A 12981-nucleotide genomic window follows, 5' to 3' on the forward strand; every position below is an offset into this window, starting at 1 on the left:
TCCAGCGAGACGTCACTATATGCTTATTTCAATTCCTGGAATTCTTACCGGAAATGAGCATATAGTGGCAGGATCGCACAGTTAAGAACGAGCCGGTGGCGCGTTAGTAAGCTGTGTACAAGGACTGTGATACACAGCCCGGGTTGCAAGATTTTAATACCCTGCCACTACCATTACAAAGCTAAATTTTAAATTTATCTGTTACAAACTTTAATACAAATTTTGTTTCTTTCTGAATGCAATTCTCAATGCAAGCATATGCTCACATGGTCCCTGCATCAACTTATTTTGATGAAAGAAATTACAACTACACTTCCCGCTTACAATTCTTTCATCACTATCAATCACAAGTTCTGGGTTATACGTTTTGTTATCCTCTTTAACGGTTCCTGTCAACTTTTGCTTTCCTTCGGATACATCTGCTTTGAATTGGATGCTCCGGTTGTCAAAGAACCTATTGGCTTTTTCTTCTCTTGCATTAGAAAATCTTAATGCTTCAAGGGGTAATGTTTCTCTTGAAATCTCTCTTATCCGATAACAATTATTGTTGAGATCATAAATAGCCTTTCCCTGTTGGGTAAACGCGGACAAAGCTCCAAGGACAAGCGATTTGTCCAGTTGTAGTCTTGAAGCCAGTACTTCCGGCTTTTCAACCCACTTTTCTTTTAGTCCGATAAAAACCTTTTGCATGGTCATGGCATCAGCTTCTGCTCTCGGAGCAAGAAGATCAAAGTTGCCCATGCGTGACCAGTCATTGGCAGTCCAGCCGGACAAGCCAAGTGTGAAATTCATTTCACCTAAATCTGCTATGTAAAAGGAGGGAAGCCCTGAACCTAAAAGAACTACTTTAATAGAATTTGTTACAGGTATTAATCTTTCTAAGAGTAATAATCTTCTTCTTCCCCATACTTTTATTTCTTTGGGTTCATTACCAGTGTAAATAGATCTGAGGCATTTGATCTCGTAGTTCCAGGGTTCAAAAATCATTCTTACAGGTTCCCCAGGCTTCAGAATATATCGGATGTATCTTGGTCCTTCTTTTTCTTTATGTCTTTTGAGTATAAAGCAGATGTTGTAAACATCCATTGGATGCAATTCGAAAGATGTTGCCGGAATAGACATTGCAGAGCTCACCTGAAGAAATCCTCTTACCCAGCTTGCCGGTACATCAATCTTCACTTCTTTATAGCTTTCTTCTGCAGTAGTCTGAACTTCAAATCCGGAAGGATCTATGTTGAAATGTGTATCTTTATATTCTCTTATCTTCTGAAATTCATTATACAGACTGGAAGAATAATCAATATTGGTTGTACCGCACTTAAACTCACTTAAATTTTTAAATACATTGTAGTTACATCCAAGCTTGCCGTAAGAAGATTCGTCCTGACTGAAACATTCAAAAAATAATTCATCAGGATGAACTGTTATGACGGGATCATAAACCCTCATCAATTCCGGGCTGGTCCGGTAGAGGTACTGGAAATATTTGTTTTGAGCTTTGTAGAAGGGCTCCATTACATTGTATTTTTCCCTTCTTACTTTTTCTAGCTCTACCCTTATGCCTTTAAGTTTTTGCTCTACGTCTTCTGCTCCTCCTAAATATTGTGCAAGCCAGATATCTTCCTGCTCTTTTGCCCATGTCTTATAGTCTGTTTTATCTTTAGGTTTAAAACGGAAATCAGAAACTACTATGTCATGAAGTGCAGATATGGCTTCTCTGAACGGAATATGTTTGTTAAGATACCCGGAGAAGTAGGTTGGTTCTCGGTATATATCAGGTGCGAAATTCATGCTTGTAGAGCCTGATGTATTTTTAACCGTGGTATCTCCTTTAAATTTATAATTGAATTCCATCCCTTATTTCTTTACATATTCAGAATAATCAACTACTTTAACAAAGTTATGCAATGAAGGATATTTTTTCCGGATATCTCTGAGTATGTCAATACATCCGGCTTTTTCTGAAATAGCCATAGACCCTGAAGCTCTATTCAGAATTTCTGATGCAGTTTGTGCAACGGTTTCATTTTTCATAGCTTCTTTTTTCAGAAAATCCAGTGCGCGCAATTTTGCTACTTTCCCTTTATTTACCTGAGAAAGTAAGGTGACAAAATATAGCTTCAGTTTTTCAATTACATCTGGTTTGTCTCCGGCGTATGTTTCAAGATATGATGAAGTAAATAGCTGCAATCTTGTATCCGGGTGCTGACTTAATTTTAATAAATATTCTTCTCCGTCTTCGATCTTAAAGGATTTGGTAATCATTTCCTTTCCAAAGTTTTGAACAGTTTCTCTTGTGCTGTCGCAAAGAGCAATAAGGTTTTCAGCAGACCAGTCTTCTTGTTTGAATGTATTTCTGAAATAATCAAAAGCAAAGTTTCTTGTGTCTTCCCAGTCAGAATCTACAATCCTTAATGCTTCTTCTTTATTTTCCTTTATCCTGAGATGGTTGTTATTGTAGTAGTTCCACGCATACTTTCTTATCTCTTCATTTGGATTACCCGAAATCTTCACAATTTCAGAGATTGATAATTCCTCTTCTCTGATTGTCATTTTTAGTAAAGCAGCACCAAGTAACTGTGCAGATTTAAATTTTGAATGAAGGAGTAAAAGTCCCTGATTTTTATTGATGTATGACAAGCTGCCAGAAAGCTCCGTTATTAAGAGGTTAAGTAAATCATGATGTACCCCTTCATAAGTTTCCTTCATCAGAAATGCGGGAACAAACAAGTCGATAAGCTCATTCCCGAATGCAGGGTATGCCTTCGTGAGATTTGCAATGATTGGTTTTACTGCATTTCGTACATCCGGAAGTGGTGATAAACAAAAGCTGATAAGGAGTTCTTTTTTTTCTATCAGAGAAGTTTCAGGAAATCTTCCTAACAGCTCGATACCTGCAGTTCTCGCTTTTTCATTTTCTGATTTTAAAAGAGCTTGAAGGAGTTCACTAGGAATAAGTTCAGGATTTAGTTTTTTGTGTACCAGTATAGAACCTGCAATGGCATGTACTTCCGGTGAAAAATGTTGAAGCAGATCTTTGATGATATCTGTTCCTATAAAATCAAGCTGGTTTCCGAATATATCCAGCATTGTTTGACCTGTATGTGAAATAAAGAGCTTATCTTCTTCCGATCGAACTTCAGTCTGGATAATGGTAGCAAGTATTTTCCCAATGACTATTTCAGCTTGTTGATCAGGAATGTTTGCTGAGATTAGTAGTGACCTTACTTTGGTTTGTATGAAAGAATTCCTAAGGAAAATCAATTCAGTAACGAATTCTGAATTACTTATGAATACTTGTTTCTGCTCTTCAATCCATTGCAAAGCCTGAATGCTGGCTTCTTCAAGAGGACTTTGAAGCATCCCGATTAGAAGTTGTGTGTCAGGATTAGCGGAATTATAAGCTTTCATAGCTTCTTCCAATCCAACCTTTCTTGTTATCTCAAAAGCAGCATTCAGAATATCTACAATATTTTCTGTTGTAAGCTGATTAGCGAATTCGGGGTTTGCTTTAAATACCTTTAATGCAAACTCATGTACCTGTAAAGATCTTGAGCACGATAAGAGCTTTATAACTTCATTTGCCGCGGTGTCCCAGAGTTCGGGAAAGGCCTCTTCTCTTTGTAATGGCGCTTCATTACCTGGAATATAAGGCTCTATACATTGCCATCCGCTTGGGCCCAAAGAGTATCTTGGACTGTTTTGAAAGAGTATGAAATTATATGCTTTGTATATAGCATTAGCTTCGAAATATGTTTTTGTCTCAATTACATCGTGCCTTTTGGTTTGCTTGTTATATACATAAGTATAGGTGGAGCGATGATAGGAAGGTTTGCTGTCTTTGCTATCATCAAAAGCCAATAATACTCCACAAGCCATTTCCTTATACGATGAAGATTTAACTTCACCAAGCCTCTTAAGTGATCTGACTACTCTTGCAGAAAGATACCTTTTGGTTTTACTGCTAAAAGCTCCTTTATCACTGTATGGACCTGGAGAATGTTTATCAATATTTTTTGTTATGATCCCAAAAGTTTCATAATCTTCCCACATCTCAGCCATTTTAAAGATATGTCTGATATGTTTGAAATAATTGTAGGTAAGAGGAACATTATTGATTATACGTGATAATATTCTCTTTAATTCTCTATTATCATGAGATAAACGATAAAGGGAAGACAGATACTCGTTGGATGTTGATTGGGTTTTAAAGAGTAATTCCTTTAATTGAATATGAAGCCCTGAATAATTTCCTACCAGCAATAATTTCTTTATATGTTCTGGAAGTGTTGCAAGAAGATACTCTCCGGCTGTTTTTCTCTCTGCAGGATCTGATATCCTGAATAAAGCTTCTGATATGATATCATTTACATGTTGAGGATAGTCATGATTCTGTTGCAATGACTTAAGAAAAGAGGCTGAGTTTGAATTACCGCATTTTCCGATTGTCCATATTGCAGAATAAACGGAAATGTTGTCAGAAAGGTCTGTCAATTTTTGAATTAAGGGAATTGCTTCATGTATATTGAGTTCGCCTGCTCTCCAGAATACTCTTGACAAAGGCCAGTTTTCGGGTTGATCACCATCTACTGCATTCTTTAAAATTTTAAGAATGGCTTTCTTTCTGCGGTCATTGTCTTTTGCGCCTTGAACAGGCTTACTGACAATCCCCATTGGCTCACCTTCTGTGGAATATCCCTTGCTTCTTTTTTCCTTTTCCAGCGCATCAAAAACTTTATTTGCTTCCTGCAGGTCAACAGGAAAAATAGTTTTGGTACCTTCTTTCAGGGTTGCGCCTCTTCTTCCATATCTGAAATTAACCAGAAATCCTCCTCCGGATTCGCAAAGGTCAATTTCATATACTTTGTCCGAGGTTCCTTCCTGAAAGTATAATTTTATTTGCTTTATCAGTTTCAAACAAATTAGAATTAAAAGTTTTCTGATTAAAAATCAATATCATTCAAAATATGAAGTGACAAAGTAGTTAATATGTATAGCAATTTCCAATAAATAGCAATTTTTTCGTTTGGAAGTAAGTTATAAAGTTGGAATCGACGTTGTTAAAGAAGTTTAAGTTAGGAAAAATGAACCGTTTATTTTTTCTTGAAAAAATTTAAATTTTATAGTTCTTTTTGTATATATTTGATTATCATTTTTAGTTGAGGTAAGAATAACTTTTAACCATTTATATATTAACCTTTTTGTCATATAATCGTAATCAAAATACAATTCTGAATCAATGAATGAGTTATTAACTGAATCTTTTAAAAATTCAAATTTACCAGTTACAATTTTACTTCTTCTGGTATTGTTTTACTGGGTTATAAACCTGATTGGGATATTTGATCTGGAAATGTTGAGTGGGGATGCAGAACTGGATAAGGGACATGTTGAAGTTGAAACTGATTCTGATTCAATATTAGGAAAAACCTTTGATTTCGGAGATCTTCCAATTGCCATTGTGATCAGTTTTTTTGTACTCTTTTTCTGGATGATTACAATATTGACAAATTATTATCTGGGAAATTCTTCCTTATTTTTTGCCTTGATTATATATCTTCCTGCAATCATCGGGTCTTTTATTGTAACGCGCATCATCTCGATTCCGCTCGCGAAAATATATAGTTTGCTGAAGTTAAATACAGAAGAGGCAGAAACCGTTAGTGATTATACCGGTGCTATCTGTATGGTTTTTGTGGAAGCTACTTCGGAAAGAAATGGTCAGGGTGAGATCAATAGAAATGGAGATCCTATCAGGGTTAATATCAGGACCTATCCTGGTAAACAGATGTTAAAGGGGAGCTCAGCACTTTTAATTGAATATATCAAAGGTGGTGATTACTATATCGCTGAGCCATACGATTCCGAAAGATAAACTAATACTAAACACATATTAACAACTCTTATAAATCTTAAATCCAATGTTAGAGAATGTATTAATGACGACAATTCTGATAGGAATTTTTTTCGTCGTGATGATCCTTGTTCTGTTAGTAAAATGGTATAAGAAAGTACCGCAAGGAAAGGCCATAGTACGAACAGGCGCAGGAGGAACAAAGGTTACATTTACCGCTATGTTCGTGATTCCGGTTCTTCATAAAATGGAGATTATGGATATTTCTTTGAAAACGCTTCATATTAAAAGAATTGGAAAAGACGGACTTATTTGTCAGGATAACATTCGTGCAGACATAGAAGTGGCTTTTTTTGTAAGAGTTAATAAAGGTGTAGAAGATGTTGTAAAGGTTGCTCAGACAATTGGTTGCGAGCGTGCTTCCCACAAGGAAACCCTTGTTTCTATTTTTGATTCAAAATTTTCAGAGGCACTAAAAACAGTAGGCAGAAGATTTGATTTTGTTTCGCTTTATTCCGATAGAGATAAATTCAAAAAAGAAATACTAGATATCATCGGAACTGATCTTAACGGTTATCATCTTGATGATTGTGCAATAGATTATCTTGAGCAGACACCGCTTGAGTTTATGAAGACCGATAATATCCTTGACTCACAAGGTATCAAGAAAATTACCGAGATCACTGCTCAGCAAAAAATTCTTGCAAATGAAATCAAAAGAAATGAAGAGAAGGTACTTCGTAAGCAGGATGTAGAAGCCAAGGAAGCTATTTTAGAGCTTAACCGTCAGCTTGCTGAAACAGAAGAAAGGCAGCAAAGAGAAATTGCTATCATTCGTGCAAGAGAAAAAGCTGAAGCTGAAAAGGTAATGTCAGAAGAGAAACTAAAATCTGAACTGGCAAGAATAAAATCAGAAGAAGGTATTCAGGTTGCAGAGGAAAATAAACAGAGGCAAATTATTGTGGCTTCTAAGAGCAAAGAGAGAACCGATGCAGTGGAAACACAACGTGTGGAGAAAGATAAATTACTTGAAGCAAACGAAAAAGAAAGAGTTGTTGCTCTGGCAATAATCGAAAAGGATAAAGCTCTTGAGGAAGAAAAGAAAAACATTCAGGATGTGATCAGAGAGCGCGTAATGGTTGAAAAAACGGTTGTTACTGAAGAGGAAAAGATAAAGGATGCAAAAGCATTTGCTGAAGCAAACAGAAATAAGGAAGTAGCAATTACGAATGCGACAACTCAAGCGGAAGAGTTGAAGGTGAAAGAAATTAAAATGGCAGAAGCAATGAAAGCAGCTGCTGAGATCAAAGCATTGCAGTTAATGTTGGAAGCAGAAGCTGCACAAAAAGCATCTGCAAGTCAGGCAGACGCCAGAAGAACAATTGCAGAGGTAACAATACTTGAGGAATCAACGAAAGGGTTGGCTGAAGCTCAGGTGATCGAAGCTAAAGCGAAAGCCCAGGAAAAACAAGGGACTACAGAGGCCCTGGTTTTTGAGAAAAAATCTGTTGCAGAAGCGAAAGGCATAGAAGCGAAAGCAACCGCAGAGGCAAAAGGTATTGAAGCCAAAGCTGCTGCTGATGAGAAAAAGGGTACAATGGAAGCTACAGTTTTACACAAGAAGATGGAAGCAGAAGCTCAGGGTATCACTCAGAAAGCCGATGCTATGAAGAAACTGGATGGGGTTGGTAAAGATCACGAAGAATTTAAACTTAAACTGGATAAAGAGAAATCTATCGAGCTTGCTGAAATCAACATTCAAAAAGATATTGCCGAAGCCCAGGCTAAAGTTATCTCTGAAGCATTGAAGGCTTCTAAGATAGAGATTGTTGGTGGCGAAACAATGTTCTTTGATAAAATCGTTGGTTCAATCACAAAAGGAAAGTCACTTGATAAGATGGTGGACAATAGTAAGCTTCTTACGGATATCAAAGGATCCTTTTTAGGTGATGGAAATGAAAACTTACTTGAAAGAATACAGGATCTGTTAGGTAAGCATAAGCTTTCTACCGAAGATATCAAGAACCTGTCTATATCTGCTCTGATATTAAAATTAAGTTCAGGAACTGTTGATAATGCCCTTAAAAATACACTTGCTTCTGTATTGAATGAGGCAAGGGATCTGGGAATTGCAAACCAGACGCTTGAGAACCTTGGAATAAAGATTAAAACAAAAGAATAACACGTCAAGATTTATTAAGTAATCATGGCAGAAGTTAAACCTGAGAATACTTCAGATTCTAAAGCAGTGCAACTTGATTCCGGTACTTATGAAGTTTTGCGAAGCAGACTTGATAAGTCAGGCAAGGACCTAAGGGAAAGACTGGGGAAACTTAACGAAGACAGAAAGAATGTATTCGGCGCTATAGAGCAAAAGCTCGTAGCAACAGCAAGGATTACCACGGAAAATAATTGTGTACCCAGAGATATGGTTTCTCTGGGTACTTATCTTTTATTCGGATACAACGTCCATATTGGATTAAGATCAGAAACCGTTCTAACGGATGTATTCAGCATCTATCAGTATAAAGACCATTCATTTGTTCATGCTGGGCTTAATAAAATCCAGACTGAACTTTTTGAATCGGATTTTAAAGAACTTTATAAGTATTACAAAAGTACTTCCTTTGAAAAGTTTGCAATTATTGGTCCTTATATGTACATGATCTTCCGCGTCGGAAAAGGCGCGAAGGACATTAAGACATTTAAATGGCTCATAAGTGGCGAGGAGTTGAAATATGAAGGAAACAGAAGCGAACATGAATATAAGTTTCCTCCTCAATATGGATTCGAATGGGAGCGCACATCAAGGGATTATCACAGAAAGGGTAAGCACCCTCATGTATCCGTACTTGACAAAGTCTTCATAGAAACGATAGGGGGGGATTTAACAGTTAAGATTGAAGACAATACTGAAGACGGGGAAGGTATCTACTCCGAACCTGTTGAAGATAAAGATCAGAGACTGGATGATGCAGAGATGTATTATGCAGATCTGGGAAATATCATTCTGCTGAAGATAAAACCTTTTAAAGAGGACCAATTCAGATATATAGTCTATAACGATAAAATTAAGAAGGCACAGAGGATTGACGCAATAAAGGATTCCTGTGTTTTGCTTCCTGAAAGCCACGGAATTATTTTTTCGAAGGGATATTATCTCCAGACTGGAGAGTTTAAACTTTTTGATAACGACCTTCAGGGACTTAGGTTTGAAAAGAGAATTCAGTCTCCTAATGGGGAAGATTATTTATATGTGTTTTATAATGACGAGCATGGTGCATATATTCTGCTTCCATATAATCTTATAGAACAAAAGGTTGACAACCTTATTCTTTGTCATGGTTACTCTATATTTGACAATGGAGAGCTGATCTATTTTAACGATCAGAATGAACCTTCAAAACATCATACCATTCAGATATGGAGTTCTGCTTATTTCAGCAGTACCTATATTCCTCCGATAGTTCCAGATTCTTATTTGTATAAAATCGGAAACAAGGACATCGTCCGTTGTATGGCCGAATGTTCGGAAGTGCTCGGCCTCCTTTCCAAAAACGACGAAGCTTATTCAAATTTATATCTAGATATTGTCAAGATCAGCACGGACCTGCTTGATTCTTATTATTGGATCAGGGAAGAGGCTACATTCAACCTGGCTCAGCCTGTTGCAGAAATTAAATCAACAGCTGCTGCTACCATTGAGGAATTTGAAAAGGTAGTCAGGATAAAAAGGAATACATTAGATCAGGTTAAAAAACAATCAGACCGGGCAAAAGCTATTCTTGATCAGATAAAGCGCGACAGGTTTGAAGACATCAATACTTTTGTAAATATTCTTTCTGAGTTAAGGTCATTGAGAGGGGATATTATTTCTCTGAAAGAACTCAGGTATGTCGATCTTATTGCTGTCAGCGATCTTGAAATGAACATATCGGATGAAACGGAAAAGCTTTCGGCAAAGTGCGTTGAGTTCCTCTTGCAGGAAAAGGCTTTGCTTCCTTACCATGAAAGGGTAACTTTTTTAAATGCTGCTGCCGAAAAGGTAACGAAGGTTACCGAAGCGAATAAGACTGAAGAGGAGATCGCTCAGGTCAGTAATGAGCTTGAAATGCTGATTCAGATTGTCAGCAACCTGAAGATTGAAGATGCAACTCAGACGACCAAAATCATAGATACGATTTCTCTCATTTTTTCTGAGATCAATAAATTAAAGGCTTCTCTTAAAAACAGAAAACTGGAGTTAAGGAGATCTGAAAGTGAAGCGGAATTTAATTCTCAGATAAAACTATTGGATCAGTCCATAGTAAACTATCTGGATTTAAGTTCTACGCCTGAGAAATGTGAAGAGTTTCTTTCTAAGCTTATGATACAGCTGGAAGAACTGGAAGCTAAATTTCCCGACTTCGATGGTTTTATCAAAATAGTTTCTGAAAAAAGAGAAGAGCTTTACGGAGCCTTTGAAAACCGTAAGCTGTCTTTAATAGAAGCTCGTAACAACAGGGCCAACGCCCTCATGAGCGCTGCGGAGCGTATCTTGTCCGGAGCAAAAAACAGAGTGGCTACTTTCGATACAGCTGCTGAGATCAATGGCTATTTTGCCTCTGATTTGATGATGGACAAACTCAGGGATATTGTAAAGCAGTTAAATGATCTAAGTGATACTATAAAGGCGGATGACATTCAGGGCCGTATGAAAAACCTCCGTGAAACAACACTGAGACAATTGAAGGATAAGAAAGAGTTGTTTGTCGGAGGTGCTAATGTTGTAAAATTCGGAAATTATAATTTTTCTGTAAACACACAGGCTCTAGAGCTTGCAATGGTGAACAGGCACGAAGAAATGTTTTTTCATATCACCGGCACAAGCTTCTTTGAAAAAGTAACAGATCCTGAATTCCTCAATACCAAGTCTTTCTGGAATCAACACCTGATATCTGAAAACGACTATGTTTACAGAGGAGAATACCTGGCTTGGCTTCTTTTTAATGAAGGTCAGGTAAACTCTAAATATGATAAAGAAAATTTAGTTAAGCTGGACGAGCCTTCTCTTACTGTCGTAGTTCAGGAATTCATATCCAACAGATATTCCGAAGGGTATGTCAAAGGAGTGAATGACAGGGATGCTGCTTTGATACTTAAAGCGCTGCTCCACATTGAAGGTGGCCTTGATTTACTCAAATATGCTTCTGAGGCAAGGGCATGTGCAAGATTTTACTGGTTGCATGTTCTTGATGAAAACGCAAGAAGAAGCTTTGATTTAAGATTAAAAGGAATAGGAAGCATTCTTAAAATTTTCCCGGGAAAAAATACACATCAAGAGATCATCAGTCTTCTTAAAACAGGGATACAAAAGTTTATAGAACAGACTCGTTTTTTTGAAGCAGAAATTGCTGCTGAAGCAGCGGATTACCTGTTTGATGAGATGGTAAGAGGGAATGTATTTGTCATTAGTCATGAGGCTCTGGAGCTAACAAAGGCTTTTAATGCATTCCTGAAGAAGAAGAAATATGAAGAGGAATGTATTGCATCGGTACAAAATCTTGACGGCAATCCTGTTAATCAGTTTGACCTGACAAGAAACTGGCTGAAAGCATTTATTGATAGCGAAAAATCTGCCAGTCATGAGTTTGTGGATGAAGCAGCTGTCATACTATTGTCAGGCATCGATAATTGTAAGGAAATCATTGCTAAATCTGAAGTTGTATTGGAGGGATTATCCGGAAGTCACAGCTTGATTCAGAAAGGTAACTATCTGTTTCATTTTAATAAATTCGTAAAGAAATTATCACGCTACCAAAGAGAAGTTGTTGCGGGTTATTCAGCTTATGTGAAGAAGAAAAGCGCATTAACGGAAAGCTTTAGAGCTGACTTGCGCCTTGAAGAATATAAAACAAATGTGCTAAGTTCATTCGTGCGTAATAAGCTGATTGATGATGTCTATCTTCCTTTAATAGGTGCAAACCTTGCAAAACAGATAGGAGTGGTGGGAGAGAACAAACGTACTGATCAGATGGGAATGTTGCTTCTGATATCTCCGCCCGGCTATGGTAAAACCACTTTGATGGAATATGTTGCTAACAGGCTGGGATTGATCTTTATGAAGATCAATGGTCCGGCTATAGGACATAAGATCACTTCAGTGGATCCATCGGAAGCACAGAATGGCGCTGCAAGGGAGGAGCTGGAAAAACTGAATCTCGCATTTGAGATGGGCGATAATGTCATGATTTATCTGGATGATATTCAGCATTGCAATCCTGAGTTTCTTCAAAAGTTTATTTCTCTTTGTGATGCACAAAGGAAGATCGAAGGTATCTATAAAGGGAAGTCCAAAACATATGATTTCCGTGGAAAGAAAGTCTGCGTGGTAATGGCAGGAAACCCTTATACAGAAAGCGGTGAAAAATTCAGAATACCTGATATGCTTTCCAACAGGGCAGATACCTATAATCTTGGAGATATCATAGGTGACAAAGCAGATGTGTTTAAGTTAAGTTATATAGAAAACTGCCTGACCTCAAACACGATTACTTCAAAGGTTGCCAATAAAAGTCTTAAAGACATTTACTCTTTTGTTAAAATTGCCGAAACCGGTGATAGCTCGGGTCTTGATTTTGAAGTATCCTACGCTGCTGAAGAAACTAATGAGATCGTATCTGTTATTCAGAAGTTACTTTCAATCAGAGATGCTGTGCTTAGAGTTAATCAGGAATACATCCATTCGGCCTCGCAGGCAGAAGAATTCAGAAATGAGCCGGTATTTAAGCTCCAAGGTTCTTACCGGAATATGAACAAGATGGCGGAGAAAGTTGTGCCAGTGATGAATGATGAGGAATTAAAAATGCTTATCAATACCCATTACCAGAACGAAGCACAGACGTTGACTACAGGTGCTGAGGCTAATCTGCTGAAATTTAAAGATATTACAGAAAGAATTACTCCTGAAGAGAAGGCAAGATGGGAAGAAATTAAGACGACCTTTAAGAAAAATCAACGCTTTAAGGGCATCGGAGATTCAGGTCAGATAACTCAACTGCTTACACAGCTTGCAGTGCTTGGAGAGGGTGTTGAAGGTATAAAAAATGCAATAGAGAAAAAGTCTTCCGAATAGGGGAAGACTTTTT

The 12981-nt window shown here is 37.4% G+C and carries 5 protein-coding genes; 3 read left to right on the top strand and 2 right to left on the bottom strand.

Translation table 11 applies throughout. The features are described from left to right. Window positions 1-210: 210 nt before the first annotated feature. Window positions 211-1854: an SWIM zinc finger family protein gene (locus MYP_RS07575; RefSeq protein ID WP_045460755.1), complete on the bottom strand. Its 1644-nt coding sequence runs from the start codon at window positions 1852-1854 to the stop codon at window positions 211-213. A gap of 3 nt (window positions 1855-1857) precedes the next feature. Further along, entirely contained in the window at window positions 1858-4917 is a 3060-nt protein-coding gene (locus MYP_RS07580; RefSeq protein WP_045460757.1) for a WGR domain-containing protein, read from the bottom strand. Between the two features lie 322 nt (window positions 4918-5239). On the opposite strand from MYP_RS07580, the gene MYP_RS07585 reads away from it, so the two are divergent. The 3 genes from MYP_RS07585 to MYP_RS07595 are packed head-to-tail and all read left to right on the top strand — an operon-like array spanning window position 5240 to window position 12968. After that, complete coding sequence (locus MYP_RS07585) at window positions 5240-5875, top strand: hypothetical protein (RefSeq protein ID WP_045460759.1); 636 nt, start codon at window positions 5240-5242, stop codon at window positions 5873-5875. A gap of 46 nt (window positions 5876-5921) precedes the next feature. Then, entirely contained in the window at window positions 5922-8036 is a 2115-nt protein-coding gene (locus tag MYP_RS07590; RefSeq protein ID WP_045460762.1) for a flotillin family protein, read from the top strand. Window positions 8037-8060: 24 nt separating this feature from the next. Beyond that, window positions 8061-12968 carry a DNA repair ATPase gene (locus tag MYP_RS07595; protein ID WP_045460764.1) on the top strand — a complete coding sequence of 1636 codons (4908 nt, stop codon included), beginning with the start codon at window positions 8061-8063 and terminating at the stop codon, window positions 12966-12968. Window positions 12969-12981 lie beyond the last annotated feature (13 nt).

It is taken from the genome of Sporocytophaga myxococcoides (assembly GCF_000775915.1).
Lineage (GTDB): Bacteria > Bacteroidota > Bacteroidia > Cytophagales > Cytophagaceae > Sporocytophaga > Sporocytophaga myxococcoides_A.

What these genes read in the sequence shown, in the direction of transcription:
- MYP_RS07575 (WP_045460755.1), bottom strand. Translation starts at nt 1,854, where the DNA reads ATGGAATTCAATTATAAATTTAAAGGAGATACCACGGTTAAAAATACA.
- MYP_RS07585 (WP_045460759.1), top strand. Translation starts at nt 5,240, where the DNA reads ATGAATGAGTTATTAACTGAATCTTTTAAAAATTCAAATTTACCAGTT.
- MYP_RS07590 (WP_045460762.1), top strand. Translation starts at nt 5,922, where the DNA reads ATGTTAGAGAATGTATTAATGACGACAATTCTGATAGGAATTTTTTTC.
- MYP_RS07595 (WP_045460764.1), top strand. Translation starts at nt 8,061, where the DNA reads ATGGCAGAAGTTAAACCTGAGAATACTTCAGATTCTAAAGCAGTGCAA.